Here is a 26874-nt window from a genome sequence, read left to right as displayed (position 1 = left end):
CGCGGGCCCTCGGGGGGTTTGTCGGGGCGCCACGGCCCTATGCCCGGCGGTAATTGGGCTCTTCGGCCCCCGGACTCCCCCGACGACCCCGACCAGCGCGACGGCCGCTCCGCACCCGGCGGCGTACCACGGCAGGCTGGTCGGGATGCCGAGGTGCACGGTGATGCCGAGGATGCGTGAGAGACCCCACGGTATGAGCGCCATCTGGTCGTTCCAGACGGTCAGGGCACGTTCGGTGCCCATCAGCGCAACACCCACGCCGCCGATCAGGACCGGGATCCCGGCAGCGATCAGCACACGTCCGACGGCGCCACGCCGGGTGAAGCCGTAGGCGCTGCGCAGCGCCACCGCGGGGAGCACGAACAGCAGGCCGAACCCGGCGAACGCGACGGTGATGTAGAACGTACGCGACCCGGGCTCGGTCCAGAACAGATACCAGTAGCGCCCCGGCCCGCGGCCGGCGAGAGCGATCATCAGGATCACCGACCGGACCAGGACGACTCCGCCGACGACCGCCCAGAGCGCGAAGGCGTCGCGACGACCGATCAGGAGCCGCAGCGTCAGCGCGAACAGCACCCAGGCGCCCACGGTCACCACCAGGTGCGACGGCGCCGCAAACCAGGTCAGCGTCGCCCGGCCCAGCACCAGCACGACCGGTGGCACGACCAGGACGGCCACGCGCTCCCAGCGTCGGGGCGGCGCCTCCCGAAGCACCGGGCCGAGCCGCCACGGCCGCGTCACCGCGATCCGCAGCGGCCTGACGAGGAGCAGCCCGGCCAGCGCGAGCACGAGCAGCCCGCGCGCGAGCCAGGCCATCGCCGGGTCGCGGTCGGCCCGCTGCGCACCGATGTCGGCGGCGGTGAACTGGAAGGCGGGGTGCGCCTGATCCTCGCCGTAGCGGGCCACGTGGGACGCGCGCGACTTCTCGAAGTCGGCGCGTGCCGACTGCCAGCGATCGCGTGCCCGGGAGGAGCCCGTGTCGAGCCATTCGGCGTGGTACATCGTCATCGCGCGATAGTCGCCGAGGACCCGGAACAGGTTGATCTCGTAGTCGATCGAGACCAGGAGCTGCTCCCGCAGCGCCGGATCGCGCCAGGTCGTCGGATCGGTCTCCGCGACGAGCCGCCGCATCGACTCGGCCGTCTCGATCGCCTGCTGGCCGCCCTCGACGGCATCGTCGAGACGGTCCTTGCTGATGGCGTAGATGCTGTTCAGCACGGCGGTGTCACCGGTGACGATGTCCCACTCGAACAGCCAGGTCTGGGGCGGGATCTCGAGCCCGAGCGCGCGCACCTGGTTCTCGGCGAACGGTTCGATGTAGAGCCCGTCGAGCACGGCGTCGCGGGAGAGCGCCATCGCCTCACCGATCGCCCGCACGGTGGCCGGGTCCGAGCTGAACGTCTCGCGCGCCCAGTCGGCGGTGATCTCGCCCGGGTCGGCCGAGGTGTCCCAGGCGAGCCGCGAGGCGGCGTACGCGTTGAGGTCCCACAGCTGCCAGAAGCCCTCCCGCAGGTAGAGCGTCCGCGGTCCGGCGTGGATCGGACCGCCGTCCTGGCTCCAGGACCACACGCCCTCGATGTTCGGGTTGGCTTCGGTCAGCCGGGTCAGCGCCGCCGAGTAGGCGGGAGCGAGGTCGTTCGGGAGCGCTCCGAAACCCTCGAACTCGCGCCGGCTCTGCATCTCGACGATCCGTCGGTGACCGCCGGTCTCGAGGGTGGGGTTCAGCGGGAGGAACGAGTAGAAGTCGCCGGCGACGTGCTTCGTCGAGACGATCAGGGCATCGCTGTGGACCTCGCCGAGAACCTCCTCGTACGAGGCGGGGTTGGTGTGCAGGTCGCCGACCGCGCCGACGCCGACGCTCCAGGTCCGGAAGATGATCTCCCGGTCGAGCTTCTCGGCGACGGACGTGAACGCGTCGAGCATCGCCTTCACCCCGGTGGGTGTCGTGACCGCGATCTCCGACCGATAGTCCCAGCCCGGCAGCTGGTAGATCTCGCCGCCCTCGCCGATGCGGATCATCAGCCCGTCGACGTAGGGCATCTCTGCGAAGAGCTCCTCGAGACCGGCAGCGTAGATCTCCCAGAGGGCAGGGTCCTCGGCGGAGAGGCCGTGCTCGTCGAGGTAGCCCTGGAGCGGGGTCGACAGCGCGAGCATGTCGGTGAGGAGGTAGACCTTCATCCCGGCGTCGTGGGCGTACTTCCACATCGGTCCGAAGTGCTCGCGCATCGCGCGGGCGCGGCCGACGTGCGGACCGTCCGCGTCCGGGTAGATCTCGCGGCCGTCGCCGAAGCGGTCGAACGTGACGTACTCGAGGAAGCCGGGCATGACGATGCCGTTGTAGCCGCGGGCGAGCTGATGGTCGACGTACGTCCGGAACTGCTCGGCGTCCTCGGCGAGCGCCTCGGTGTCGACGAACGGTGCGTCGGAGAGGATCGCGTCGGCGAACTGGCCGCTGTTGTGCGAGTACTCCTCGCCCGTACGCCAGTCGGCGGCCGTCCCGGGAACGCCCGCCGCACCCTTGTCGACCAGGCGCAGCGGGAGGTCGGGCTGCTGCACCTCGCCGTCCTCGGCCGGGTCGAGGAGCGGACGAGCGGTGCGTACGCGGTCGGCGAGCCGGTAGAGCCCGGTTGCGGCGCCGGCGGCGTCGGCGGCCTCGAGCCGGATGTCGGTGCCCACGCTCGTCGCCCGGTACGCCTCGGCGCCGCTGCCTTCTCCGAGGTCGGAGCCGGTCGTCACGGTGAGCGTGCCGTCGGCCTCGGTCCCGGAGTCGTCGAGCGCCTGCTGGAAGGCCGCGGCCGCCAGCCGGACCTGCGGCGTCGGCTCGCCCTCGCCGGAGAGCCGCACCCGGCCGACGGTGGGTGTGGTCGCCGTCCGTGCCGCCGCGACGGTCGCCGTCTCGGGCGCGGCCGTGACCGGCTCGGCGCTGATCCCGAGGAAGCCGGAGACCTGGGTGCCGAGCACGAAACCGGTCGCCAGCAGGAGGGCGAGGGAGGCAATCAGGATCGCCGGCGCCCGTCGAGCACGCGTGTTCACGCGTGGATCGTAGGGGACTGTTGGATGTTGGCGACCAGCTTCCACGAGTCACTGGGAAGTTCCGAGAAACTTCCAACTCCAGTGCCTTTCTACTGGTAAGTTCAGGGGGCATGGATCCGGAGAGGTACGCCGCGCCGCAGTTCGGCAGCGCGACCAGGGAGCCCGGCAATACGTGGTCCTACTGGTACTACCGACCGGCTCACATCCCGCGTGACCTCCCGCTGCTGCCGCTCACCGTGAAGGCGCTGTCGGATGCCGACGCCGCCCTGGGGCGGCTGCAGGGAGTGAGCGCGCTCATCCAGGACCCGGAGCTGCTGATCGGGCCCTACCTGACCCATGAGGCCGTCGCCTCGTCGCGGATCGAAGGCACCCAGACCACGCTCAAGGAGGTCCTCCAGGCCGAGGCCGGCGGCCGGCAGGCCGCGTCGTCGGCGAGGAGCGAGGACATCGCCGAGGTCAAGGCCTACCTGGCCGCGACCCGCCAGGGCTTCGAGCTCATCCGGAGCTGGCCGCTCAGCCGGCGGCTCGTCCTCGAGCTCCACAAGACCCTGCTCACCGGGGTCCGCGGCCAGGAGCGACACCCCGGCGAGTTCCGGCGGACGCCGGTCTGGGTCGGGTCGCCGACCGACAACCCCACCACCGCCGCGTACGTCCCGCCGCTCCCCTCCGACCTGCCCGAGCTGATCGCGGACTGGGAGGCGTACGTCAACGTGCCCGATCTCAGTCCGACGCTGGTGCGGTGCGCGCTGATGCACTACCAGTTCGAGACGATCCACCCGTTCCTCGACGGCAACGGCCGCATCGGACGGCTGCTGATCAACCTGATGCTGATGGAGGAGGGCCGGATGACCACGCCGCTGCTCTATCTCTCCGGCTACATCGAGGCCCACCGGCAGACCTATTACGAGCGGCTGCAGAGCGTCCGCGAGCGCGGCGAGATGCAGGAGTGGCTGCAGTTCTTCCTCACCGCCGTACGCCGCTCGGCCGAGGACGCCACGACCAGGTCCGAGCGGCTGGTCGCGCTCCGGGAGAGCTATCTCAGCGAGGCCGCCACCTCACGGGCCAACCTGTCCGGGCTGGTCACGCTGCTGTTCGCCAACCCCTTCCTGACCGTCGCACGGGTGCAGGACGCGACCGGCCTGACCAACCAGGGGGCGCGCAACCTGATCCAGGACGCCGAGCGGCGTGGGTGGGTCGAGGCGGCCGGCCGGTCGGGCCGAGGCGGGCGGCACTACTGGCTCGCCCGGGCGGTGATGGACGTGATCGAGCAGCCGCTGGCGTACGACTGAGCTGGGCCGAGGCGGCCAGGACGTGCAGATGGCCCCGGGGGTGCACGAGTGCACGCCCGGGGCCATCGGTGCGACGTCGCCGGTCAGATCATGGTGGGTATGGTCTACCGGCCGTCGTCGCGTCTCTCAGCGGGAGCCGAGATCGGTCATCGACCCGGGATCTGGTCGAGGGGGAGACCCTCGAGAGCCGGGCTGTCCTCGGGGATGAGGAACGAGACCTGCTCGAGCTCCTCGGGCGAGAGGTCGCCCGGGGTCGCTCCGCCCGTGATCTTGTCGAAGATGTAGCCCGGAGCGCCGATGTAGGCACCCGAGACCAGCATGGCGGCACCCATGCCCGCCTTGTGCGCACCCTCGTTCCAGTCCTCCCAGGCCTGCATCTGCTCGGGGGTCATCGGGGTGCCGGTGGCGCCGGACATGAGGGTGCCCGGGGCACCGATCCAGGCACCGCTGGCCATCTGAGCGAGGCCCCCGGCGAGGAAGGAGCCGCCGAGGATGAAGTCGTCCCACGCCTTCTGGGTCGAGGGCGAGAGGTCTTCGGTAGAGGTGCTGACGGAGGTGGTGGCGTCGTTGGTGACCGGGGCCGCGGTCGCGGCTCCGGTCGTCAGTGCGAAGGCGACACCCGAGAAGGCGGCTACGGCCGCGGCGCGGCGGAGCATCCCTGTCTTCTTGCTCATTTCTAACCTTTCGTCGTCATGCAAATCGAAACAATTCGATCGGACGTGAGCTGACGAGACGGAAACAGTCGACTCGGCAAGCCCGCGTCCGACAATGACGCTAGGGACGTCGAACGACGGATGGGCCTACCGACACGGCAATTTGGTTACCAAGGAAACGTAAACGTTTCGTCCGGATCGGGCGGGTCGGAATTGAGTTCCCGGCTGCGGAGCTCCGCGCTAGATTGCCGCGTCCACTTTCTCGGGACCCCGCCTGGAAGGCCTCGATGAGCTCGGCAACGTACGCCCCCGTGATCCCTCCTTCGCAGCAGCCGAGGAGCCGGCAGCGAAAGAGCGGTCTGCTCCTCGCGGTGCTGCTGGGGCTGCTCGGCGCCCCGCTGCTCCTGGTCGGTTCCGGGCTGGCGATCGCGGTCGGCCCGGACGACGTGATGATGGGCAAGGAGACCCCGATCGAGCAGGGGGCGGCGTACTCCACGCCGGAGGCGTTCGCCTTCGAGCGGCTGCCGGTCACCGTGCGGGTGAAGGGTCTGGGGGAGACGTACGTCGGTGTCGGCAACCCGGTCGACGTGCTCGACGTCGTCGAGGACACGAAGGCCGTCGAGATCGCCACGACCCCGTTGACCAGGGTGAGCGGCTCCGCCGGGTCGGGCGAACCGGTGCCGGATGCCTCCCGGGCGCCGTGGTGGCAGAAGTCGGTCGCCGGACCGGGGACCCAGGAGCTGACGGTGACGCTCGAGGGCGAGCCGGTCTCGTTCCTGGCCGCGAGCAGGAACGGTACGCCGATCAAGCTGGCCTTCGGCTACCGGATCGACGGCCTCTTCGCAGCCGCTCTCGGCGCCGCAGGGATCGGCGCCCTGCTCCTCCTCGGCGCGGCTCTCGCCGTTCGCGCCGGCCGCCGCGGCCGCCCTGGGCGGGAGGACGAGTGGCAGCCGCCGACCCCGCCGACCCCGCCGCTCCGGTACGTCCCAGCGGGCTCGACGTGGCCGGCCCCGGCGCAGCACCCTCCGGCCCAGCACCCTCCGGCACAGCGTCCTCCGGCACAGCATCCTCCGGCGCCCGGCCTGTACCGGCGCCTCCGAGCAGCGGTCGGCGTCGGCGTACTCACGTTCGCGCTCGCAGGTTGCTCGATGCCCGCCTCGGTGGAACTGGAGGAGGCCACCAAGGTCTCGCTGCGGAAGGAGGCCGTCGGGGGCGTGATCGCCGACTGGAACCTGCGCAACAACAAGGCGATCAAGGCCAACCAGCCCGGGAAGTGGAAGGCCGAGGCATGGGCCCAGGCCGACAGCGGTCCGGTCCTCGCCAGGGACCAGCTCACGTCGGCCGCGGCCAAGGGCTTCGACCTCGAGGAGCGCGCGCCCACCTGGGAGGCGGTCCCCGGGCGGGTGTGGTCGGTGCAGCTCACCGACTACCCGATGTGGGCGGTCGTGGAGGTCGAGGTCAAGGGCGCGAAGAAGCAGAGGCTGACGCGGATGGCGGTCTACGAGCAGCAGGACGCGCTGTCGCCCTGGAAGGTGCGCAGCAGCCTGGCCGTCAAGAGGAAGGTCGTCCCGTCCGAGGTCGAGGGCGCCGCCCCGGCCGCCGCGTCGGCGACGAAGCAGGTCCAGGACCTGGCGGGGACGATCGATGCCTACCTGGAGAAGCCCGCGAAGAGCACGAAGAAGGCAAAGAAGATCGACGGCCTCAACGGGTCCAAGCTGCTCGCCGGCCCGGGCGCGGAGATCGCGGCGTACGCCGCGGACATGGGCGTCGACATGGTGAAGACCACGGCCGAGCCCTTCGACGCGGCCAGCACCCGGGTGGTGCCGACCTCCGACGGCGTGCTCGCGTTCCTGGACTTCACGGTCGACTCCGTCGTCGGCGGTCAGGACGGCGAGTGGGAGTGGAATCCGCCCTACGACGACTTCCGCAGCCAAGCGGGCAAGAATCTGTCGATCCGGACGGCGGTGACGGTCGCGCTGATCGTGCCGGCGCAGGGGAATCCGACGGTCATCGGCGTCGACTACGGCGAGATCATGGGCGCGAAGGTGAAAGGCTGACGCCCAGGATTCATCAGATGCTCGCCGACGGACCCGGTGAGTTTCCGAACCGGGCCTAGCGTCGAAACCATGGATCATGCCGCGGCCGTGGGCCTGGCCGTCGCCGCATGCGTCCTGTTCTCGCTCTCCGCCGCGGTCCAGCAGCGCGCCAGCGCCCTCGCTCCCGGCCGCAGCGGCGGGATCTCCGGCGTCGAGCAGCTGATGCTGGCGCTGGTGCGCAACCCGCTGTGGGTCGCCGGTGCAGCGATCAACGCGGCCGGCTTCGCCGTGCAGGCCGTCGCGCTCCACCTGGGGTCGGTCTCGGTGGTGCAGTCGGTGATGCCCACCCAGTTGCTCTTCGCGCTGGTCTTCGCCTCTCTCGCCGCCCGGCACTGGCCGACCTTCGCCGACTGCGTCAGCGGCGCAGCGATCTGCGGCGGCGTCATCCTGCTGGTGACCGACGAGCACCGCGGTGGCACCTACGCCGATGTCGGCCGGGTGGCGCTCTTCGCCGGGTGCGTGGCGGTCGTGATCTGCCTACTCCTGCTGGTCGCCCACCGGTTCCCGCCGCCGATCGCGGCGGCGACCACGGCCGTCGCGGCCGGATGCTCGTTCGCGACCACCTCGGTGCTGCTGAAGATCACCGCCGACCGGGCCGCCGCCGACGGCTTCGCCGGCCTGCTCACACTGCCGGCGTTCTACGGCCTGCTGTGCACCTGCGGCCTCGGCATCGTGCTCACCCAGGCCGCGCTCGCCGCCGGGCCGCTGCCGTGGGCGATGGCGGCGATGACGATCACCAACCCCACCGTCTCGTACGTGGCCGCCGTCGTCGCCTTCGGCGCCTCCGCCCCCACGTGGTGGGTCGCCGCGAGCGCCGCGGCCCTGCTCGTCACCGGCATCGTCGGGCTCGCCCGGTCACGCTCGGTGGTCAGGTGGACGCCGGTTCAGCCGGAGCCGGCCGAGATCCGGGCTCCGTCCGGCCGTTAGACCCGGTCCTGCATCGAGCGCGGCCAAGAGCGCCGCCTCGTGGACCTGGGCCGGAGGTGCTCGGGCAGGGCGCTGATGTAGGGCGCGGCATGCCGGCACTCGCCACAGGTGACGTCGCGGTAGTCGTAGGTGGTCAGCGGATCTTCTCCGTACGCGCGACACGCCGGCCCGAAGGAGTCGGCGAAATGCGTACGCTGCTGCGTGGTCAGCTCGCTCATGTGCGCCTCACGTGATCGACGGCAAGGAAAGGTCACAGCAGGGTAACGGCTGTTCAACAGAGAGTGCGCTACGACACTCTGAGGACCCGGGCGAGGCTCTCGTGGAGCTGGAGCATCTCCTCGATCGTCCGCGACCACGGGAACTGCTCGGCCCGCTGCCGCGCCGCGTGGCGGGTCGGGACCACCGGCCGCTCGGCGACGTCGATGACCGCGTCGGCCAACGCACGCGGGTCCGCAGAGGCCCAGGCCCCGCAGCGGCGGTCGATGAGCTCACGGGCGCCGCCGCGATCGGCGGTCACCACCGGCGTACCGCTGGCGAGGGCTTCCAGGACGGCGAGCCCGAAGGTCTCGCGGGGGCAGACCGAGAGCGCGACGTCGGCCGAGGCGAGGGCCCGGGCGATCCGGTGGCGGTCGGAGACGTGCCCGTGGAAGAAGACCGGCGCCCCGGCGGCAAGCGCCTCGATCTCGGCGCGGTGCGGACCGTCACCGAAGACGTCCATGCGTACGTCGAACCCGCGCCGGTGCAGCTCGACGGCGGTGGCGACGGCGAGATCGGGCGACTTCTCGCGGGAGAGCCGGCCGACATGGACGAGCCGCAGGGTGTCGTCGCGGTGCCCGAGCGAGGGTGAGAAGAAGGAGAGGTCGACGCCCAGCGGCACCTGCGCGATCGGGCAGCCGACGGTCGCGGCGAGGGGCTCGAACTCGTGCCGGGCGTAGTCGGAGGTCACCAGCACCTGGTCGAAGGAGCGCACCAGCATCCGGTTGAGCAGCGCGGTGGAGACCTTCGAGGTGGTGTCCATGCCGGTGTAGGTGGGCATGTACTCGTCGAGCCGTTCGTGGGAGAAGAGCACCGTGCCGATGCCCTGGCGCCGAGCCCAACGGGCGACCGGCAGCATCGTGAACTTGTCGCTGACCTCGAGGCTCGTCGGGCGGTAGCGGGTCAGCACGTCGGTCACCCGCCACGGCTCGATGATCAGCCGGTAGCCGCCGCCCACGCGCGGCGCTCTCAGCTGCACCACCTCGCCGAGGTCGGTCGAGGTGACCGCGTCGTACGGGCCGGGGACGACGAGAAGCCGGTCGTGGCCGGCCTCGAGGTAGCCCCGGGCGAGGGCTTCCAGAGCCGTCTTCATCCCGCCGGAGGTGGGGCCGACGAAGTTGGCGAGCTGAGCGATGAGCACGGCCCCATCGTGTGGCATCGAGTTGGCCCCGCGGCGACCTCGATGTGACGCCGGCATGGCGGGGCGGCGTACTGGCTCGGGGCCGTGCCGCCGGGAGTAGCGTTGAGCCATGACCAACCTGGACGCGCATCCCACCCCCGTCGAGTGCGTCGGCGGCACCGGCGACGAAGGCGTCGAGATCCAGATCATCACGCCGCGTGACGTGCCCCTGGGTGGCCCGCGGGCGATGAACGTACGCCGCACCCTGCCCGCCCGCGCGCGCTCGCTGATCGGCGCGTGGTGCTTCCTGGACCACTACGGTCCCGACGACGTCGTGGTCTCCGGCGGGATGGAGGTGCCGCCGCACCCGCACACGGGGCTGGCGACGGTCTCCTGGCTGTTCACCGGCGAGATCGAGCACCGCGACTCGGTCGGCACGGTGGCGATGGTGCGCCCGGGCGAGGTCAACCTGATGACCTCCGGACGTGGGATCTCCCACTCCGAGAACTCCACGGCCGAGACGACCGTCCTCCACGGGGCGCAGCTGTGGGTCGCGCTCCCCGACGAGTTCCGCGACGTCGAGCCGGCTTTCGAGAACCACCGCCCGACGCCGATCGAGCGCGACGGGGCGACGGTCCGGGTCTTCATGGGGTCGCTGCTGGGTGCCACCTCACCGGTGCACACCTACTCGGAGATCCTCGGCGCCGAGATCCTGCTCGAGCCCGGCACCCGGCTCGAGATCCCGGTCGACGCCCGCTTCGAGCACGGTGTCCTCGTGGACACGGGGGCGGTGTCGATGACCGGCCTCGGGGCGTCCGGTCCTGCCTCGGCGGACGTGGAGAAGGACTCGCTGGCCTACGCACCTCCGGGCGCCACCACGCTCGTCCTGCAGGCCGGTGAGGCGTGGACCCGGCTGCTCCTGCTCGGGGGTCCGCCGTTCGGTGAGTCGATCATCATGTGGTGGAACTTCGTCGGGCGTACGCACGACGAGGTCGTCGGCTACCGCCAGGAGTGGCAGGACCAGATCACCCGCGGCGGCGTCGAGGTGGCCGAGGACTCCCAGGACCTGGCCGACGGGCGTTTCGGCGTGGTCGAGGGCAACCACCAGAGGCCGATCCCGGCACCCCCGTTGCCCAACGCGCGCCTCCGCTCACGGTCTTAGCTGCGGTCTCAGCTGCGGTCTCAGCGGCGGTCTTAGGTGGGCCCAGTGCTCGTGCTTAGACTGCAGTCGTGAGTGACGAATCCGCAGACCCAGGGGTCGTGCTGGCCGTGGCGGTGGGCCGCAGCCGGAGTCAGGCGGCGGTCTTCGACCTCGCCGGGCGCGAGCTGGCCGGCGACACCCGTGACCACGAGGTCGGCATCTCCGCCGAGGCGCTGATGCCTGAGATCGTCGAGCGGATGACCAAGATGGTGACGTCCATCGACCTGCCGGTCCTGGCGATCGGGATGAGCCTGCCCGGTGTGGTCAACCCCGATCTCGGGATGAGCATCGACACCCCGGCGATGGGCGGCTGGGACGGCGTCCAGCTGGCCCCCTACTTCACCGCGCTGACCGACGCGCCGCTGATCCTCGCTCACGACGCGCACGCGCTGGCCCGCTCGGAACTCTTCAACTCCGACCATCCCGTCCGCAACGCTCTGGTCGTCAAGGCCTCGACCGGCCTCGGCATGGGGATCATCGTCGACGGCAAGCTGGTCACCGGCGCCCTCGGGGCGGCCGGCGAGATCGGCCACACCCGCATCGACGCCGCCGGTGACCGACCCTGCCGCTGCGGCTCGACCGGCTGCCTCGAGACGGTCGCATCCGGCTGGGCGCTCGCCCAGCGGCTCACCGACTCCGGTGTCCCCGCAGGCCACGTACGCGACCTGGTGGCGGCCGCGCTCGCCGGTGACGCCGTGGCGCGCGGGCTGCTGCGTGAGGGCGGGCGCCAGCTCGGCGAGGTGGTCGCCACGGCCGTCAACCTGCTCAACCCGGAGGTCGTCGTCATCGGCGGCGACATGGCCGGTGCCTTCGACCTCTACACCGCCGGGGTCCGCGAGAGCGTCTACGCCCGCTCCAACCCGATCGCGACCCGCGAGCTCACCTTCATGGCCCAGCTGCACGGCGACTCCTCGGGCCTGGTCGGCTGCGCCGCGATGGCGATCGAGTCCCTCGCCGACACCCGGTGATCGTCGGGCTGCTCTGGTTGCTCGGCTGCCAGCTGGCCGGAACCGTGATCGTCGAGCTGACCGGCATCCCGCTGCCCGGACCGGTGGTGGGGATGCTGCTGCTCTTCATCGTCCTCGTGCTGCGCCGCCGTGACGGCGAGGACGACCCGATCATCCAGGTCGGCGACTACTTCTTGTCCCACCTGCAGCTCTTCTTCATCCCGGCCGGCGTGGGCGTGATCGCCTACCTCGCGATCATCCGCGACGCGGCGGCGCCGATCGTCGTCGCGCTGCTCGGCTCCTGGCTCCTCGGACTGGCCACCGTCGGGTGGGTGCTCACCCTGTTCCTGCGCCGCGTCCCGCCGACCGTCGGCACGGATGGTGCGCCGGGGGAGGAGATCGAATGAGCGAGCGCCAACGAGCGACCATGAGCCTCGGACCGCCACGTCCGTATGGTGGCGCTTGCGCTATGGAGGTGGCGGTTTGAGCGTCATCCTGTGGCTGTTCGTGACGGTGGCCGCGTACGAGCTCGGGCGCTGGCTCCGCGCCCGGACCCGTTCGCCGCTCGCCCAGCCGGTGGCGGTCGCGATCGTGATCGTCGGCGCCCTGCTGGCGGTCAGCGGCACCTCCTACGACGACTACGCGGACGCCACCACGCTGATCAGCTTCCTGCTCGGTCCGGCGACGGTGGCTTTGGCGATCCCGCTCTACCACCAGGTCTCCCGGCTGAAGGGGATGGTGGTGCCCGTCCTGGTCGCGCTGACCGCCGGTGCCGTGGTGTCGATGGTCAGCGGCATCCTGCTGGTGCGCTGGCTCGGTGGCAGCGACGTGCTGGAGCGGACGATGGCTTCGAAGGCCGTGACCACGCCGGTGACGATCGAGCTGACGGCCCGCCTGGGCGGCTATCCGGAGCTGTCGGCGGCCTTCGCGATCGTGATCGGGATCGTCGCGGCGATGGTTGCGCCGCGGGTCCTGACCCTGCTCGGGATCCGTGACCCGCGCGCTCGCGGTGTCGCCGTCGGCGCGGTCTCCCACGGCATCGGCACCGCCCGGATGCTGGAGGAGAGCTGTATCGAGGGCGCATTCTCGGGGCTGGCGATGGGGCTCACCGCGGTGGTGACCTGTCTCCTGCTCCCGCTCGTGGCCTATCTCCTCCTCTGATCTGTGCCACCGAGCTTCGCCCGCGGAACCTCTACCGTTGGCGACATGGTCCGCGTGCACGCCTTCACCGACGACGTACTCGGCACTCTCGACGCGGTCGGGGTCGCCGAGGGACTTCGGCGCGGCGACTTCAGCACGCCGGAGGTCGTCGAGGCGGCCATCGCCAGGATCGAGTCGGTCGATGCCGCGCTCGCGGCGGTGGCGTACCGGACCTTCGACCGGGCCCGGGTCCAGGCGCGGGCGCCGCGGGCCGGCTTCTTCGCGGGCGTGCCCACGTTGATCAAGGACAACACCGATGTCGCCGGGGTGCCGACCAGGAACGGCACGGATTCGTACGCCATGCCGCCGGCTTCGCGCAACGGCGAGATGACCAAGCTGCTCTTCAAGCTCGGACTGCTGTCGCTCGGGAAGACACAGCTCTCCGAGTTCGGCTTCTCGGGCACCGCCGAGCACGCACGGCTCGGCACGGTGCGCAACCCGTGGGACACCGACCGGGTCGCGGGCGCCTCGTCGGCCGGTTCGGGTGCGCTGGTGGCCGCCGGGGCCGTGCCGCTCGCCCACGGCAACGACGGCGGCGGGTCGATCCGGATCCCGGCAGGGGCCTGCGGGCTGGTCGGGCTCAAGCCGACCCGCGACCGGCTGCCGCAGGACCCGCTCTACGGGCTGCTTCCGCTCAAGATCGTCACCGACGGGGTGCTGACCCGTTCCGTACGCGACACCGCCGTGTTCTTCCGGGAGGCCGAGAAGGCGCACCACACCTCGTTGCCGCCGATCGGGGACGTCACCGGCCCGGGATCGCGACGGCTGCGCTGCGCGATCTTCACCGGCGCGCTCGGTCGCGAGGCCAGCCCCGAGGTCGCCGAGGTGACCCTCAAGACCGCAGCCGTGCTCGAGGAGCTCGGCCACACCGTCGAGACCGTGCCCGCGCCGGTGCCCCCGACCTTCGCCGACGACTTCGTCCTCTACTGGGGGACCCTCGCGGTCGCCCTGGTCAACGCCGGCCCGCTCCGCGGCAAGACCTGGGACCGGCGCCGGCTCGACAACCTGACCCTCGGCCTGGCCCAGCACACGCTGAAGAACGCGAAGCATGTCCCGGCCGCCATCGTCCGGCTGCGCAAGGCGCAGGCGATCGCGGAGGGGTTCCACGCGGCGTACGACATCGTCCTGACGCCGACCGTCGCGCACGAGACCCCGGAGGTCGGACGGCTGGCGCCGAGCCAGGCCTACGAGGTGGTGATGACGCGGCTGATGGACTGGGTCGCGTTCACGCCGTGGCAGAACGTCACCGGTGGGCCCGCGGTGTCGCTACCGGTGCAGCAGACGCTGGCCGGGCTGCCGCAGGGGATGATGTTCGGGGCGGCTCCAGGGCAGGAGCGAATGCTGCTCGAGCTGTCCTACGAGCTCGAGGAAGCGATGGGTTTCGCGCGCATCTGGGAGTCCGACGGAAGTGCGGAGGACCCGTCTGACCTGGGATGATGCATGCGTTTGGCGGAGGGGCCGCCTCGATTTGTTGAGCATGGCGCCCCTGCCGTAATGTTCTCTCACGCAACGCCCCTTTAGCTCAGTCGGCAGAGCGTCTCCATGGTAAGGAGAAGGTCTACGGTTCGATTCCGTAAAGGGGCTCTGGAGTTCGGGTCCCGCAGTAGGAATACTGCGGGCCTGATTCCTGTTGAGGCGGGGTAGCTCAGGCGGTTAGAGCGCACGACTCATAATCGTGAGGTCGCGGGTTCGATCCCCGCCCCCGCTACCGCCAAAGACCGCATCACCTCGATCAGCACCGTAAGGAAACTCCTGTGGCCAGCAAGAGCAGCGACGTTCGCCCGAAGATCACCCTCGCTTGCACCGAGTGCAAGGAGCGGAACTACATCTCGAAGAAGAACCGTCGGAACGACCCCGACCGCATCGAGCTCAACAAGTACTGCCCGCGTTGCCGCAAGCACACCGCGCACCGCGAGACCCGCTGAATCTTCTCAGTAGAGCGCGACGCTGATCGGCGCTCCGAACTGCCCCGCCCCGAGTTCCGGTGGCGGGGCGTTCGTCATTTCGCCGAGACGTCACCCACGTCGGCCGAGACGTCACTCCCGTCGGTCGAGTTGGCACCCGCGTGCCAACTCGACCGACGCACGTGACGCCTCGGCCGACGCGGGTGACTTCTCGGCGGACCACTAGAGTTGTACGCATGGCAGTTGACGGGTCGCTCGTAGGGCGCGCATTTCCTCCGACCAGGCCCTATCGGGTCACCGACGAGAAGGTGCGGGAGTTCGCTGCCGCCACCGGCATGGGCTGGGAGAGCGGGGACGCGGTCCCGGCGACGTTCCCGATCGTGCTCGCCTTCGACGCGATGAACGCCTTCCTGGACGACGTCCAGGTCGAGCTGTCACGGATCGTCCACGGGGAGCAGAAGTTCTCCTACGCCCGGCCGATCGCGCCGGGAGACGTGCTGACCGCGACGCTCACCGTCGCATCGCTGCGTCAGATCGGCGGGAACGACATCATCGGCACCGTCTCCGAGATCACCGACGACTCCGGTGCCGTCGTGTGCACCACGTCCGCCACCCTGGTCCACCGCGCGGCGGAGGTCGCCTGATGACGCTCGAAGCAGGTGCCGAGCTGGCCCCGAAGACCTACCCCGTGACGCGCGCGTCGCTGGTGCGCTACGCCGGCGCGAGCGGCGACTTCAACCCGATCCACTGGTCCGACCGGATCGCGACAGCGGTCGGCCTCCCCGGCGTGATCGCCCACGGCATGTTCACCATGGCCCTGGTCGCCCGGGCGGTCTCGGAGTGGACCGACGGTGCCGAGGTCGTCGACTTCGGTGCGAAGTTCACCAACCCGGTCGTCGTCCCCGATGACGACGAGGGCACCACGGTGACGGTCAGCGGCACCGTGAAGTCGGTCGAGGACGGACTGGCGACGATCGCCCTGACCGTCGTCTCCGGCGACCAGAAGGTCCTGGGCATGCCGAAGGTGTCTGTGCGTGCCTGAGCTCCTCTCGCGACACACCACCTTCCATCTCGGCGGTCCGGCGGCAGAGTTCGTCACCGCGACCACCGAGGCGGAGATCGTCGAGGCCGTGACCGCCGCCGATACGGCCGACAAGGACGTGCTCGTCCTGGGCGGCGGCAGCAACCTGGTCGTCGCCGACGAGGGTTTCCCGGGCACCGTCATCAAGCTGGCGACCACGGGCGTCGAGGTGGAGACGGTCGAGGGCGGCGTACTCGTCACGGTGGCTGCCGGCGAGACCTGGGACGACTTCGTGGCGACCGCCGTCGACAAGGGCTGGAGCGGCGTCGAGGCGCTCTCCGGCATCCCGGGCAGCGTCGGTGCGACGCCGATTCAGAACGTGGGCGCCTACGGCCAGGACGTCTCCCAGACCATCACGTCGGTCAAGGTGTTCGACCGCGATCGCCGCGAGGTGCGGAGCTTCACGGCCGAGGAGTGCGCTTTCGGCTACCGCTGGTCGCGTTTCAAGGAGATGCTCGGACGCTACGTGGTCCTCGCGGTCACCTTCCGGCTCGGCACCGACGGCGAGACCGGCTCCCCGATCGCCTACGCCCAGCTGGCCGGCGCGCTCGGCGTCGAGCAGGGCACCCGGGTGCCGTCCAAGCAGATCCGCGAGGCCGTCCTCGCCCTGCGCCGCGGCAAGGGCATGGTCATCGACGAGACCGACCACGACACCTGGTCGGCGGGCTCCTTCTTCACCAACCCCGTGGTCGCGCCGGAGGACGTGCCCGAGGGTGCTCCGGCCTACCCCCAACCCGACGGCACCGTGAAGACCTCCGCCGCCTGGCTCATCGACCACGCCGGCTTCAAGAAGGGCCACACGCCCGAGGGGCTGGCGGGCAGGGTCTCGCTCTCCGCGAAGCACACCCTCGCCCTCACCAACCGCGGCGAAGGCACGACCGAGGATCTCCTCGTGCTGGCACGAGAGGTCCGTGACGGGGTCGAGGCTGCCTACGGGATCGTGCTCGTCAACGAGCCGGTCATGCTCGGCGTGGAGCTCTGACCAGCCCCGACTCGTACGCGATCACGACGAGCTGGGCGCGGTCACGCGCGTGCAGCTTCGTCATGGCCCGGTTGATGTGGGTCTTCGCGGTCAGCACGCTGATCACCATGGTCTCGGCGACCTCGTCGTTGCTCATGCCCCGGGCGACCAGGGTGACCGCCTCGCGCTCCCGGTTGGTGAGCTCGGCGAGTCCCAGGGGTGCGTCGGCGGGCGAGGGCTGGGCGACGTACTGGTCGATCAGCGCGCGGGTGATCGACGGCGCCAGCAGCGCATCGCCTCGGGCGGCGACCCGGACGGCGTGGACGAAGTCCTCCGGCTGGATGTCCTTGACGAGGAATCCGGCGGCGCCGGCGCGCAGGGCCTCGAGGACGTACTCGTCCATCCCGTAGTTGGTCAGGATGACGACGTGTACGCCACTCAGCGAAGGGTCGGCGGCGATCCTCCGGGTCGCCTCGAGACCGTCGGCGACCGGCATCTGGATGTCGACCATCGCCACGTCGGGCAGGTGCTCGCGGGCGAGCGCCACCGCCTCGACGCCGTTCGCCGCCTCGGCGACCACCTCGATGTCGTCCTCGAGGTTGAGAAAGGCCCGGAACCCGCTCCGGATGAGCGGCTGGTCGTCGACCAGGAGCACCCGGATCACGACGTACGCTCCACCGGCAGCCGCGCCTCGACCATGAAACCGCCCTCCTCGCGGGGTTGTGCCCGCATCTCACCTCCGAGAGCGGAGACCCGCTCTCGCATCCCGAGCAGGCCCACGCCGGGGACGGTCGTCGCCGGGGCGCCGGTGCCGTCGTCCTCGACCCGGATGCCGATCGAGCCGGGCCGGTGGTCGATGCGGACCGCCGCGGTGGTGGCCGCGGCGTGACGGGTCACGTTGGTCAGCGCCTCCTGGACGATCCGGTAGGCCGTCCGGCCCACCGCCACGGGCACCGTGCCGGGCTGCCCGTCGACGGTCAGCGTCACCTCCAGCCCGGCGGCTCCGGCGGACCCCACCAGATCGCGTACGTCCTCGAGCCCCCGCGGCGGGTTCGGATCGTCGTCACGCAGTGCCGTCAGCGTCGCCCGGAGCTCGCGGGCCGCCTCGCGCCCGGCCTCCCGGATCGCCAGCAGCGACTCGGGGACCTCCTCGCCGCGCCGCTGCGCGACGTGGACGGCGGCCTCGGACTGCACCTTGATGACCGAGATCTGGTGGGTGAGGGAGTCGTGCAGCTCGCGGGCGATGTGGAGGCGCTCGTCGTCGGCCCTGCGCTGTGCGGTGGCCTCCCGGGTGCGCTCCGCCTCGTCGGCCCGTCGCTCGGCCTGCCTGAGGGCCTCGCCCGCGGCACCCGCCGCGATCAGCCAGGCGATCTCCAGGGCACCGCGTGCCTGCTCGGAGGCGGCGCCGAGGTCGCCCGTGGCGGCGTACGCCACCAAGAACAGTCCGCTCTGCATCACCACGGCGGCGAGCAGCGTGACCAGCCGATGTCCCTCGCGCACCGCGGCGTAGACGGCGACCAGGAACGCGATCACCGCGACGTCGAAGCCGAGCGCCTGAAAGGCCAGTCCGCACGCGCCGCTGACGACCAGCACGGCGACCGGCGCCCGGCGCCGGACGACGAGGACCAGAGCGCTCGCGACCAGCGCGGCGTAGCCGAGGAGCCCGGTGCCGGAGACGGTCTGCCCGTCGCTCAGCGCAGCAGCCAGCTGGGCCACGGCCACGCCTGCGGCTAGACCTGCGTCCCCGACTGTGATCCGCCGCCTGGCCATGCGAGCAGGATATGCCCGCGGCGCCGCCCCGCGAGTCCCTCTCACGCAGTACCTCCGGCTACCACGTACGCAGTAGCGACGGCGCCGAAGAGTCCACGTCGGCAGGACGACTCGGAGGTGCGCCGACGAGACGATCGAGTCATCCGATGGAACTCGACGAAGGAGTCTCACATGTCCCTGAACGATGTGCTCGTCAACGCTGCCGGCTCGGACGTCGGCGCCTACACACTGACCACCGCCCGGCTCTGGGCCACGCTTGCCGCGTTCGTCGGGTTCGGTGGAGCGGTGGCCGGTGCTGCGGCACTGTCCCGCGCTGTCCGTGGCGTCGGCAACCGTGGCCGCAACGGCGCCGTCGTGGCGCTCGGCTGCGGTTCGATCGCCCTGGTCGTTGGCGTGGTCAACCTGCTGGTCGCCGACGGCGGTCCGGGCACCGGCAACGGCGTCGTCGGCGGCGGGATGGCGATCGTCCTCGGCCTCGCGGCCCTGGCCCTGGGCGCCCTCACCCTGCGCCGAGCCCGCCGAGTCGGCGCAGATGTCCCACGCTGAAAGGTCGAGTCGGCGCATCTGTCCCAGAATCCCGGGCCAGATGCGCCGACTCGGCGCGAAATTCCGGGACATCAGCGCCGGGTCGGGATCAGGCGCGCTTCAGGTGCACCAGGACCTCGTGGTGATCGGTGTTCGGGAACATGTCGAGCAGACGCGCGGACACCGGTCGCAACGAGGGCATGTCGCCCAGGTCGCGGGCGAGGGTGTCGACGTTGCACGAGGAGTAGACGACGTGCTCGACGCCCGACTGTTCCAGCCAGCCGGCCAGCGATGAGCCGATCCCGCGCCGCGGCGGGTTGACGATGACAAGGTCGGGCGCGGAGGCCGAGGAGAGGGCGTACGCAGCAGCATCCCCGGCCACCCAGCTGGTGCCGGTCAGCCCCAGCTCGGCAGCGGTCGAGGTGGCGGCTTCGATCGCCTGCTCGCTGGATTCGACGCCGAGCACCTCCCGCCCCGGCGCGGCGACGTGCAGGCCGAAACCGCCGACCCCGCAGTAGAGGTCCCACACCGAGCCCGGCCCAGCCGAGGAGACCAGGTCGCGGGCATGACGGTAGAGGGCCGCGGCGACGTCGGTGTTGGTCTGGAAGAACGAGTGCGGCCGCAGCCGCAGACCGATCCCGTTGACCTCCATCGTGAGCGACTCACGCTCGGTCAGGAAGATCTCCTCGGGGCCCTCGATGACGGCCTTGTGCTCCGGCTGGATGTTCACCGAGGCGACCGTGATCGGCAGCGCCTCCAGCAGCGCCGGAAGGTGCTTGCGCAGCCGGGCCAGCGCCTCGGTGGACCGCAGCACCCAGCGCACCATCAGCTCCCCGGTGGGAGCCTCGGTGACGATCACGTGCTTGAGCTCGCCGCGCCGCTCGGGCACCGAGTAGGGAGTCAGTCGGGCCGTCGTGACGAACCGGGACAGCACCGGCAGGGCAGCCTGCAGCCCCGGCGTGTGCAGCCCGCAGGCGAGCAGGTCCACGCCGAGACCGTCGTGAGACAGGATCCCCAGGGTCGGCGCCTCCACCGAACCCGCGACGACCATCTTGGCCTTGTTGCGGAAACCGGCCTCCGGGCTGGAGACCGGTTCCTCCCAACGTACGGCGTCGGGCACCGCCGCATCGAGCACCTCGGCGACCCGCCGCTGCTTCTGCGCGAGCTGGTCGGCGTACGCCATCTCCAGCCAGCGGCAGGAGCGGCAGACGCCGGCGGTGAAGTAGCCGCAGTCCATCCGTCAGATTCGGCTGCTCAGCATCGCGTTGACGCTGTCGTACGTCGTCGTGGGCTCGACCTCCGCGACGACGAAGAGCATCACGATGATGAAGACGAGGTAGGCGATCCAGAAGAGCATCATGAGCGCCCCGAAGATGGTCCCGATGAGGCCGGTGACGAACCCGGCCTGAGCGTTGCTGCGCCCACCGTAGGCCGCCGGGTTGGCGTCGATCTCGGCCATGACCCGCTTGCCCTTGATCCAGCCGAACGGAGCCACGAAGACACCGATCCCGCCGCACATGATCGACAGGGACAGCCCGACGATCCCGAGGACCATCGCCGAGGTGGCTTCGGGGTGCGGCGGGGGCTGGGGGAAGCCGTACGGCGCCGGCTGGTAGCCGGGTGGGGGAGTGCTCGTCATCGCTCAGAACTCGCTGTCGTACGAGTCGTAGCCGCTGTCGTAGCCGGAGTCCTCGAACCCGCCGCTGACCCCGATGATGATGAGGATCACGACGAAGATGATGGTCAGGACCAGCAGGACCGTGCCGATGATGCCGAGGATGAAACCGGCCTGTGCGTTGCCGCGGCCGGTCAGGGCGCCGGCGGACGCGTCGATCCGCTTCTTGGCCGAGAGACCCAGGAACAGCGCGAACGGCGAGAGGACGATCGGGAGGCCGCACATGAACGCCCCGACCAGTCCGATGATGCCCAGGACCATCGCCGTGGTCGCGCCCGAGTCCGGAGTGCCGACCGGACCTGCGTACGCGGCCGGGGCGCCGTAGGGCGCCTGACCGTAGCCCGGCTGAGCGCCGTAGCCCGGCTGACCGCCGTAGGCCGGCGGCGGAGGCGTCTGGCCGTAGCCCGCTGCCGGCGCCGGCGGGACCGGCGGGTTCTGGTCGAAGGTCGCGCCGCCGTAGGGGTTGGCCGGCTGCTCACCGTAGGTCTGGCCGTACATCGGCTGCGTCGGCGCCGGCGGCGTCGACCCAGGCGGGGTCGCCACCTGGGTCGCGTCGGCGTCGGTCGGCTCGGTCGGGCTCGGCGGGGGCGGGCCGGCGGCGTCGGCCGGATTGCTGGGGTCGGCCGGCTTGTTGGGGTCGGACTGGTCGTCGGACGGGTTCGTCATGGCCGCCATTCTGTCTTAACTCGGCGGATCCGTGGGCTGTGAGGGCGTGTCGATCCAGTCGTCGATCTCGGCGAGCAGACCCTTCTTCGTCGAATCGGGCGCCGTCGAGGCGGTGATCGACATCCGTGCCAGGTCGGCGAGGGTCTCGTCGGACAGCTCATGAGCTGCCCGCATCGTGGCGTACTGCCCCGCCAGCCGGGACCCGAACAGCAGCGGGTCATCGGCCCCCAGCGCCACCGTCGCACCCGCGTCGAGCAGCTGCGGCAGCGGCACCGAGGTGAGGTCGGAGTAGACCCCGAGCGACACGTTGGAGGTCGGGCAGACCTCCAGCGCGACGCCCGCGCGCACGATCTCGTCGAGCAGCACCGGGTCCTCGGCCGCGCGTACGCCGTGACCCAGGCGGGTCGCGTGCAGCGACCGCAGCACGGTGCGGATGTGCTCCGGCCCGCGCAGCTCACCGCCGTGCGGCATCAGCCGCAGCCCCGCCCGCTCCGCGATCCGGAAGGCGTGGTCGAACTCCTCGGTGCGCCCGCGCCGCTCGTCGTTGGAGAGGCCGAAACCGACCACGCCGTGGTCGACGTACTGCCCGGCCAGACGCGCCAGGGTGCGCGCGTCCATGGGGTGCCGGGTGCGGTTGGAGGCGATGATCACCGCGATCCCGAGGCCGGTCGCCCGCTCCGCATCGCGGACCGCGTCCAGCACCAGATCCGTGAACGCGGTGATCCCGCCGAACTTCGCCGCGTAGCCCGACGGGTCGACCTGGATCTCGAGCCACCGGCCGCCGTCGCGGACGTCGTCCTCGGCGACCTCCATGACCAGCCGCCGGATGTCGGCCTCGGTGCGCAGCACCGACCGGGCGACGTCGTAGAGCCGCTGGAACCGGAACCAGCCCTTCTCGTCGGCCGCGCTCAGCGCGGGCGGCCACTCCGAGACCAGCTGGTCGGGCAGCCGGATCCCGTCCCGGGCGGCCAGCTCGAGCAGGGTCTCGTGGCGCATCGCACCCGTGAAGTGCAGGTGCAGATGCGCCTTCGGCAGCGTACGGAGGTCGCGTCGGTCTCCGACAGAATCAGGAGTCACGCGAGCAGCTTCTCCGCGGCGGCCAGCTTCACGCACACCGTGACGACCTCCATGGCCCCGCTGACCTGCTCCAACGGCGGGAAGGAGGGGGCCAGCCGGATGTTGGTGTCCTCCGGGTCGACCTTGCCGGGGAACGCCGACCCGGCCGGGGTCAGCGCGACACCCGCGCCCTTGGCCAGCTCGATCACCCGGGTCGCGGTGCCGGGGAGCACGTCGAGGCTGACGAAGTAGCCACCGGCGGGCTTGGTCCAGGTCGCCACCCCGAGCGAGCCGAGCTCGTCGGTGAGCGCGTCTTCGACGGCCGCGAACCGCGGGGCGAGGAGCTCGCGGTGCTTGGCCATGTGCTCGCGTACGCCGGCCGCCGAGCCGAAGAACTCGGCGTGCCGCAGGTGGTTGACCTTGTCGGGACCGATGGCGCCGTGGCTCAGGTGGTCGAGCCACCAGGCGACGTTCTCCTTCGAGCCACCGAAGAAGCCGACGCCCGCACCCGCGTAGGTGACCTTGGAGGTCGAGGCGAAGACCAGCGGACGGTGGGGGTTGCCGGCCGCGTTGGCCAGCGAGACCACGTCGGCGGTCTTGGTCTCGGCCGGGGTCAGGTGGTGCAGCGCGTAGGCGTTGTCCCAGAAGATCTTGAAGTCGGGCGCGGCGGTCGGCATCGAGGCGAGCCGCTCGGCGATCTCCTGCGAGGTGGTGTCGCCGGTCGGGTTGGCGTAGGTCGGCACCAGCCACATGCCCTTGATCGTGGGGTCGTCCTTGACCAGCGCTGCGACGGCCTCGGCGTCGGGCCCGTCAGCGCTCATCGGGACGGTCACCATCTCGATCCCGAACCACTCCAGCAGCGTGAAGTGGCGGTCGTAGCCCGGCACCGGGCAGATGAACTTCACCGTCTCCTCGCGGCCCCAGGGACGCTCGCTGTCGACGCCGCCGTGAAGCCACAGGTACATCAGCGTGTCGCGCATCATGGTGAGGCTGGAGTTGCCGCCGGCGATGAGCTGGCCGGTCTCCAGGCCGAGCAGCTCGGCGTAGATCTCACGGATCTCGATGCCGCCCGCCAGACCGCCGTAGTTGCGCGTGTCGGTCCCGTCCGGGGCTGTCGTCGACTTGGGGAGGTGGAGCAGGCCGTCGGAGAGGTCGAGCTGGTCCGCCGAGGGCTTGCCCCGGGTGAGGTCCAGCTTCAGGCCCTTGGCCACCAAGCTGTCGTACGCCGTGCGCTGCTCCGTTGCGAACGCTTCGAGTTCCTCGCGCGAGAGCTCGGCGAGGGGACGGGGATCTGAGGTCATGCCAGCAATCCTAGGGTCAGCGCACCCCGGTTTTGGAAGGCCCGTTGCCCAGTGCGTAGACTCACCGTTGGTGGTCTTCCCACATGGTCAGTTGCGCCCTCAACCGCGCCCCTGATGCAGACCTCCGTAGGGCACTAGCTCAACTGGCAGAGCATCGGTCTCCAAAACCGAAGGTTGGGGGTTCAAGTCCCTCGTGCCCTGCAAAGCCGGACCAACGATGGAAGCGTTTTCGAGAGAAGGTGGCGGCGTGACGGACAGCAAGGCAGCAGTCCCGACTCCGAACGAGAAGAAGTCGGAGAAGCGCACCAGTATCCCGACGTTCTACCGTCAGGTCGTGGCCGAGCTCCGCAAGGTCGTCTGGCCGACGCAGCAGCAGCTCACGACGTACTTCATCGTGGTTCTGGTCTTCGTCCTGGTCATGATGGCGATCACCGCGGGCCTTGACCTCGCGTTCGGCAAGTTGATGTTCTGGGTGTTCGGCGGCCGCGACGCGTGATCGCGTGGGCCCCGGCCCGCGGAGCACACCCGATACACACAATCAACGGTTTGGAGCAGGACGTGTCTGAGCAGGACTACACCGAGGAGACCGAGGTCCTCGAGACGGCCGAGGCCGCCTCCGACGTGCCTGCAGAGGCCGAGCTCGACGAGGCCGGCGAGTCCGGTGACGCCGTCGAGGAGTCGGAGTCCTTCGACGAGATCGTCGAGGGCGAGGCCCCTGAGGCTGCTGACGACGACCCGCTCGAGGCGTTCCGCCGTGAGCTGTGGGCGAAGCCGGGCGACTGGTTCGTGATCCACACCTACTCCGGCATGGAGAACCGGGTGAAGTCCAACCTGGAGAACCGCATCGTCTCCCTCAACATGGAGGACTACATCCACGAGATCGTGGTCCCCACCGAGGAGGTCCCGGAGATCAAGAACGGCCAGCGCAAGATGGTCAAGCGCACCGTTCTCCCGGGTTACGTCCTGGTCCGGATGGACCTCACCGACGAGTCCTGGGCCGCCGTGCGCCACACCCCGTCGGTCACCGGTTTCGTCGGCCACAGCCACCAGCCGGTCCCGCTGTCGATGACCGAGGTCGAGAACATGCTCGCCCCCGCTGTCGTCGCCCAGGCCGAGGCCGAGGCTGCCGCCGCCGGTGAGGCTGCGACCACCACCGCCGGTGCCACCGGCACCGCCAAGAAGCCCGTCGAGGTCGTCGACTTCGCCGAGGGCGACTCGGTCACCGTCGTCGACGGCCCCTTCGCCACCCTCCACGCGACCATCACCGAGCTCAACGCCGAGTCCCAGCGCGTCAAGGCGCTCGTCGAGATCTTCGGCCGCGAGACCCCGGTCGAGCTCTCGTTCAACCAGATCGAGAAGGTTTGAGCCTATGACCTGCGACGGAGTCGCAGGTCATAACGCGAGAAGGCGATGTCCTGAGCTTGTCGAAGGGTCGAGCGAGCGTCACCACTGAGCCTGCGAAGTGGTGTAAGCGGGTCGAGACCAACCTTCGAGCAATCAGTACGAAGCGCCCTGCACACCAACGTGCAGGGCGCTCTGCTGTTCCCGAACCAACGCTCCTGCGGGTCACGCCGAGATAACAGGTTCTCGTTTCGGTGATCACCTCGTGCGTACGCCTCTAGGGTCCTCGTTGCACGACCGGCTCGGGACCGGGCCTGCACTCTCGGCCCCGAGCAAGCCTCGGCGGCTCCAGGTTTCCTTCGGATAGGTGGAGTGGTTGATGCACAGTCGCGCTGTCGTTGTTCTCGGAGTCGCAATGTGCGGCCTGGTGGCCAGTACCGGCCCGACCTGGGCAGGCGTCAACAGTGCGCCATCAGCGCCGACGGAGTTGACGACATCTCCGGTGACGACGTGCTCGGCTGGGTCCTACCTGAGCGACACGACTCCGGTGCTGGCCGCGAGGTTCGAGGACCCCGACGGACAGGATGTGTCGGCAAAGTTCGAGATCCTGTCCGGGGAGACGGCGATCTGGAGCACGGGCTACGGCAGCCCTGCCCCGTCGGGCGACCATCAGGCTGCAACGGTGTCCTCAGGAACGCTCGTCCACGGCACGACCTACGTCTGGCGAGCCCGTGGCCGCGACACGAGCAACCGTCAGGGACCGTGGTCGCCGCTGTGCGAGTTCACCGTGGACACCGTTCGGCCAGATGCCCCGACGGTCGTCTCTGAGACCTACCCCGAGGATCAGGTCTCCGGCGGCGTCGGGACCGCTGGTGCGTTCAGCTTCACCAGCTCGAGCGACACCGCCTCGTTCCGCTACTCGCTCAACGGCATGACACCGACGACCGTGGACGCGCCGGCTCTCGGTATGACCACGACCGTGAACCTCGCTCCGACGAGCGCGGGGGCGCAGCGCCTCAGCGTCGAGGCGATCGACCGCGCCGGGAATGTCTCCGACACGAGCACCTACCAGTTCGCGGTCCCGTTCGCGGCGTCGTTCGGTGCCCACTGGACCATGAACGCGGGCACCAGCCCTGAGCCGGACGGGGCGCCGGGTGGTGCGCACCCTCTGACTGTCCCGGCGGACGTCGACAGGGTCGACGGCGCGTTCAAGTCGTTCGTCCCGGATGCCTTCCCAGATGACCTGGCATTGCGCTTCGACGGTGCTGACGGTGGGGCGACGACCGAGGGCCGGGCGGTCAACACGGCCGAGTCGTTCACGATGAGTGCCCTCGTGCGTGCCGATGACGTGTCGGCTACGGAGCGCGTGGCGGTCTCCCAAGATGGTCGGCTCTACGGAGGTGCGCAGCTGGGTCAGCTCGCCTCGGGGGACTGCCCGGAGGGTCTGACGACCTGCTTCGGGTTCACGATGCGCACAGCTGACAGCAGCGACCGCTCGTTGGTGGCCTCCGACCGGCCGATCGCGCCGGGTGAGTGGGTCCACCTCGCCGGCGTCTGGGACGCATCCGCGCAGCAGATGACCCTCTATACGTGTGCCATCGGAACCCCGCCCAGCGACTTCCCGGCCGACAGTGGCGTGCCGATCGCGACATCGGCCGCGTTCGAGTCGACCGGATGGCCTGCCGAAGGCCCTGTCCGGATCGGATCCGCACTGGTCGACGGTCGAGAGTCGCACCGTTGGAACGGCGCCATCGACGAGGTACGCCTCTATGCGTCGGCGAAGACGGAGTCGGACGTCAGGAGGATCTGCGGAGGCGACTCCACCTACTGATGCCCAGAGCCTGGAGCCGGCCTACGAGTGGGGAAGCCACTC

General features: G+C 70.3%; 27 protein-coding genes and 3 tRNA genes. 19 read left to right on the top strand and 11 right to left on the bottom strand.

Annotation, left to right across the window (positions count from 1 at the left end):
* The coding region (locus tag WBG06_RS08680; RefSeq protein ID WP_336736187.1) for a hypothetical protein at window positions 1–3033 on the bottom strand (3033 nt) is incomplete at its 3' end.
* Window positions 3034–3143: 110 nt separating this feature from the next.
* Between WBG06_RS08680 and WBG06_RS08675 the strand changes: the two genes are divergently transcribed.
* On the top strand, window positions 3144–4322 hold the full coding sequence (locus WBG06_RS08675) for a Fic family protein (RefSeq protein ID WP_336736186.1): 1179 nt from the start codon (window positions 3144–3146) through the stop codon (window positions 4320–4322).
* A 146-nt stretch (window positions 4323–4468) separates the two neighbouring features.
* On the opposite strand, the gene WBG06_RS08670 is transcribed toward WBG06_RS08675, so the two are convergent.
* A complete protein-coding gene (locus WBG06_RS08670; protein ID WP_336736185.1) occupies window positions 4469–4996 on the bottom strand; it encodes a type III effector in 528 nt (175 codons plus the stop codon).
* Between the two features lie 266 nt (window positions 4997–5262).
* Between WBG06_RS08670 and WBG06_RS08665 the strand changes: the two genes are divergently transcribed.
* Both WBG06_RS08665 and WBG06_RS08660 read left to right on the top strand, forming a co-directional pair.
* A complete protein-coding gene (locus WBG06_RS08665; RefSeq protein WP_336736184.1) occupies window positions 5263–7032 on the top strand; it encodes a hypothetical protein in 1770 nt (589 codons plus the stop codon).
* A 69-nt stretch (window positions 7033–7101) separates the two neighbouring features.
* Window positions 7102–7998 (top strand): DMT family transporter, encoded by an 897-nt coding sequence (locus WBG06_RS08660; protein ID WP_336736183.1) that lies wholly within the window; start codon window positions 7102–7104, stop codon window positions 7996–7998.
* Here the strand turns inward: WBG06_RS08660 and WBG06_RS08655 are convergent.
* Both WBG06_RS08655 and WBG06_RS08650 read right to left on the bottom strand, forming a co-directional pair.
* Window positions 7995–8216, bottom strand: a complete 222-nt coding sequence (locus tag WBG06_RS08655; protein WP_336736182.1) for a hypothetical protein — start codon at window positions 8214–8216, stop codon at window positions 7995–7997. The genes WBG06_RS08660 and WBG06_RS08655 overlap by 4 nt on opposite strands.
* Window positions 8217–8284: 68 nt before the next feature.
* Window positions 8285–9394 carry a glycosyltransferase gene (locus WBG06_RS08650; RefSeq protein WP_336736181.1) on the bottom strand — a complete coding sequence of 370 codons (1110 nt, stop codon included), beginning with the start codon at window positions 9392–9394 and terminating at the stop codon, window positions 8285–8287.
* 109 nt (window positions 9395–9503) lie between these two features.
* Between WBG06_RS08650 and WBG06_RS08645 the strand changes: the two genes are divergently transcribed.
* The 11 genes from WBG06_RS08645 (at window position 9504) to WBG06_RS08595 (ending at window position 16688) form a co-directional block, all read left to right on the top strand.
* Window positions 9504–10535 carry a pirin family protein gene (locus WBG06_RS08645; protein WP_336736180.1) on the top strand — a complete coding sequence of 344 codons (1032 nt, stop codon included), beginning with the start codon at window positions 9504–9506 and terminating at the stop codon, window positions 10533–10535.
* 68 nt (window positions 10536–10603) lie between these two features.
* Window positions 10604–11542 (top strand): ROK family protein, encoded by a 939-nt coding sequence (locus WBG06_RS08640; protein ID WP_336736179.1) that lies wholly within the window; start codon window positions 10604–10606, stop codon window positions 11540–11542.
* On the top strand, window positions 11539–11928 hold the full coding sequence (locus tag WBG06_RS08635; RefSeq protein WP_336736178.1) for a CidA/LrgA family protein: 390 nt from the start codon (window positions 11539–11541) through the stop codon (window positions 11926–11928). Before WBG06_RS08640 ends, WBG06_RS08635 begins: the two co-directional genes overlap by 4 nt.
* A 76-nt stretch (window positions 11929–12004) precedes the next feature.
* Complete coding sequence (locus WBG06_RS08630) at window positions 12005–12682, top strand: LrgB family protein (RefSeq protein WP_336736177.1); 678 nt, start codon at window positions 12005–12007, stop codon at window positions 12680–12682.
* Between the two features lie 45 nt (window positions 12683–12727).
* On the top strand, window positions 12728–14158 hold the full coding sequence (locus WBG06_RS08625) for an amidase (RefSeq protein WP_336736176.1): 1431 nt from the start codon (window positions 12728–12730) through the stop codon (window positions 14156–14158).
* A 74-nt stretch (window positions 14159–14232) separates the two neighbouring features.
* Window positions 14233–14305, top strand: a tRNA-Thr gene (locus WBG06_RS08620).
* Window positions 14306–14355: 50 nt separating this feature from the next.
* Window positions 14356–14429: transfer RNA gene (locus WBG06_RS08615), tRNA-Met, on the top strand.
* Between the two features lie 46 nt (window positions 14430–14475).
* A complete protein-coding gene (rpmG, locus tag WBG06_RS08610) occupies window positions 14476–14646 on the top strand; it encodes a 50S ribosomal protein L33 (RefSeq protein ID WP_091042824.1) in 171 nt (56 codons plus the stop codon).
* Window positions 14647–14861: 215 nt separating this feature from the next.
* Window positions 14862–15269, top strand: a complete 408-nt coding sequence (locus WBG06_RS08605; protein ID WP_336736175.1) for an FAS1-like dehydratase domain-containing protein — start codon at window positions 14862–14864, stop codon at window positions 15267–15269.
* Window positions 15269–15667 (top strand): MaoC/PaaZ C-terminal domain-containing protein, encoded by a 399-nt coding sequence (locus WBG06_RS08600; RefSeq protein ID WP_336736174.1) that lies wholly within the window; start codon window positions 15269–15271, stop codon window positions 15665–15667. Before WBG06_RS08605 ends, WBG06_RS08600 begins: the two co-directional genes overlap by 1 nt.
* Window positions 15660–16688 carry a UDP-N-acetylmuramate dehydrogenase gene (locus tag WBG06_RS08595; RefSeq protein ID WP_336736173.1) on the top strand — a complete coding sequence of 343 codons (1029 nt, stop codon included), beginning with the start codon at window positions 15660–15662 and terminating at the stop codon, window positions 16686–16688. The genes WBG06_RS08600 and WBG06_RS08595 overlap by 8 nt, the downstream gene beginning before the upstream one ends.
* On the opposite strand, the gene WBG06_RS08590 is transcribed toward WBG06_RS08595, so the two are convergent.
* Both WBG06_RS08590 and WBG06_RS08585 read right to left on the bottom strand, forming a co-directional pair.
* Window positions 16666–17331, bottom strand: coding sequence for a response regulator transcription factor (locus WBG06_RS08590; protein WP_336736172.1), 666 nt, complete (start codon window positions 17329–17331; stop codon window positions 16666–16668). The genes WBG06_RS08595 and WBG06_RS08590 overlap by 23 nt on opposite strands.
* Window positions 17328–18437 (bottom strand): sensor histidine kinase, encoded by a 1110-nt coding sequence (locus WBG06_RS08585; RefSeq protein ID WP_442945418.1) that lies wholly within the window; start codon window positions 18435–18437, stop codon window positions 17328–17330. Before WBG06_RS08585 ends, WBG06_RS08590 begins: the two co-directional genes overlap by 4 nt.
* Window positions 18438–18608: 171 nt before the next feature.
* Here WBG06_RS08585 and WBG06_RS08580 point away from each other — a divergent pair, with 171 nt between their 5' ends.
* The gene (locus WBG06_RS08580; protein WP_196875697.1) at window positions 18609–18983 is read left to right on the top strand and encodes a DUF6223 family protein; all 375 of its coding nucleotides are present in this window, start codon (window positions 18609–18611) and stop codon (window positions 18981–18983) included.
* Window positions 18984–19071: 88 nt separating this feature from the next.
* Here WBG06_RS08580 and rlmC read toward each other — a convergent pair whose 3' ends face one another.
* Genes rlmC through WBG06_RS08555 form a run of 5 tightly spaced genes read right to left on the bottom strand, consistent with a single transcriptional unit; the run spans window position 19072 to window position 23660 of the window.
* Entirely contained in the window at window positions 19072–20199 is a 1128-nt protein-coding gene (gene rlmC, locus WBG06_RS08575; RefSeq protein ID WP_336736170.1) for a 23S rRNA (uracil(747)-C(5))-methyltransferase RlmC, read from the bottom strand.
* Between the two features lie 3 nt (window positions 20200–20202).
* Window positions 20203–20601, bottom strand: a complete 399-nt coding sequence (locus WBG06_RS08570) for a DUF4190 domain-containing protein (protein ID WP_336736169.1) — start codon at window positions 20599–20601, stop codon at window positions 20203–20205.
* A gap of 3 nt (window positions 20602–20604) precedes the next feature.
* Window positions 20605–21303, bottom strand: coding sequence for a DUF4190 domain-containing protein (locus tag WBG06_RS08565; RefSeq protein WP_336736168.1), 699 nt, complete (start codon window positions 21301–21303; stop codon window positions 20605–20607).
* Between the two features lie 15 nt (window positions 21304–21318).
* The gene (locus WBG06_RS08560) at window positions 21319–22380 is read right to left on the bottom strand and encodes an adenosine deaminase (RefSeq protein ID WP_336736167.1); all 1062 of its coding nucleotides are present in this window, start codon (window positions 22378–22380) and stop codon (window positions 21319–21321) included.
* Entirely contained in the window at window positions 22377–23660 is a 1284-nt protein-coding gene (locus tag WBG06_RS08555) for an aminotransferase class I/II-fold pyridoxal phosphate-dependent enzyme (protein WP_336736166.1), read from the bottom strand. Before WBG06_RS08555 ends, WBG06_RS08560 begins: the two co-directional genes overlap by 4 nt.
* 128 nt (window positions 23661–23788) lie before the next feature.
* Here WBG06_RS08555 and WBG06_RS08550 point away from each other — a divergent pair.
* The 4 genes from WBG06_RS08550 to WBG06_RS08535 all read left to right on the top strand — a co-directional run bounded on the left by WBG06_RS08550 (window position 23789) and on the right by WBG06_RS08535 (window position 26832).
* Window positions 23789–23861 (top strand) — tRNA-Trp (locus tag WBG06_RS08550).
* Between the two features lie 16 nt (window positions 23862–23877).
* Complete coding sequence (gene secE, locus WBG06_RS08545; protein ID WP_336736165.1) at window positions 23878–24156, top strand: preprotein translocase subunit SecE; 279 nt, start codon at window positions 23878–23880, stop codon at window positions 24154–24156.
* A gap of 62 nt (window positions 24157–24218) precedes the next feature.
* The gene (gene nusG / locus WBG06_RS08540) at window positions 24219–25025 is read left to right on the top strand and encodes a transcription termination/antitermination protein NusG (RefSeq protein ID WP_336736164.1); all 807 of its coding nucleotides are present in this window, start codon (window positions 24219–24221) and stop codon (window positions 25023–25025) included.
* A gap of 478 nt (window positions 25026–25503) precedes the next feature.
* On the top strand, window positions 25504–26832 hold the full coding sequence (locus tag WBG06_RS08535; RefSeq protein ID WP_336736163.1) for a LamG domain-containing protein: 1329 nt from the start codon (window positions 25504–25506) through the stop codon (window positions 26830–26832).
* Window positions 26833–26874 lie beyond the last annotated feature (42 nt).

Origin of the sequence: Nocardioides sp. CCNWLW239, from assembly GCF_037137035.1 — a bacterium.
Taxonomy (GTDB): Bacteria; Actinomycetota; Actinomycetes; order Propionibacteriales; family Nocardioidaceae; genus Nocardioides.
This window is presented reverse-complemented; position numbering and strand designations above follow the sequence as displayed.

Coding starts and splice junctions, on each gene's coding strand:
- WBG06_RS08675 (WP_336736186.1), top strand. CDS start 3,144: ATGGATCCGGAGAGGTACGCCGCGCCGCAGTTCGGCAGCGCGACCAGG.
- WBG06_RS08670 (WP_336736185.1), bottom strand. CDS start 4,996: ATGAGCAAGAAGACAGGGATGCTCCGCCGCGCCGCGGCCGTAGCCGCC.
- WBG06_RS08665 (WP_336736184.1), top strand. CDS start 5,263: ATGAGCTCGGCAACGTACGCCCCCGTGATCCCTCCTTCGCAGCAGCCG.
- WBG06_RS08660 (WP_336736183.1), top strand. CDS start 7,102: ATGGATCATGCCGCGGCCGTGGGCCTGGCCGTCGCCGCATGCGTCCTG.
- WBG06_RS08655 (WP_336736182.1), bottom strand. CDS start 8,216: ATGAGCGAGCTGACCACGCAGCAGCGTACGCATTTCGCCGACTCCTTC.
- WBG06_RS08645 (WP_336736180.1), top strand. CDS start 9,504: ATGACCAACCTGGACGCGCATCCCACCCCCGTCGAGTGCGTCGGCGGC.
- WBG06_RS08625 (WP_336736176.1), top strand. CDS start 12,728: ATGGTCCGCGTGCACGCCTTCACCGACGACGTACTCGGCACTCTCGAC.
- WBG06_RS08605 (WP_336736175.1), top strand. CDS start 14,862: ATGGCAGTTGACGGGTCGCTCGTAGGGCGCGCATTTCCTCCGACCAGG.
- WBG06_RS08600 (WP_336736174.1), top strand. CDS start 15,269: ATGACGCTCGAAGCAGGTGCCGAGCTGGCCCCGAAGACCTACCCCGTG.
- WBG06_RS08585 (WP_442945418.1), bottom strand. CDS start 18,437: ATGGCCAGGCGGCGGATCACAGTCGGGGACGCAGGTCTAGCCGCAGGC.
- WBG06_RS08580 (WP_196875697.1), top strand. CDS start 18,609: ATGTCCCTGAACGATGTGCTCGTCAACGCTGCCGGCTCGGACGTCGGC.
- rlmC (WP_336736170.1), bottom strand. CDS start 20,199: ATGGACTGCGGCTACTTCACCGCCGGCGTCTGCCGCTCCTGCCGCTGG.
- WBG06_RS08570 (WP_336736169.1), bottom strand. CDS start 20,601: ATGACGAGCACTCCCCCACCCGGCTACCAGCCGGCGCCGTACGGCTTC.
- WBG06_RS08565 (WP_336736168.1), bottom strand. CDS start 21,303: ATGACGAACCCGTCCGACGACCAGTCCGACCCCAACAAGCCGGCCGAC.
- WBG06_RS08555 (WP_336736166.1), bottom strand. CDS start 23,660: ATGACCTCAGATCCCCGTCCCCTCGCCGAGCTCTCGCGCGAGGAACTC.
- secE (WP_336736165.1), top strand. CDS start 23,878: ATGGAAGCGTTTTCGAGAGAAGGTGGCGGCGTGACGGACAGCAAGGCA.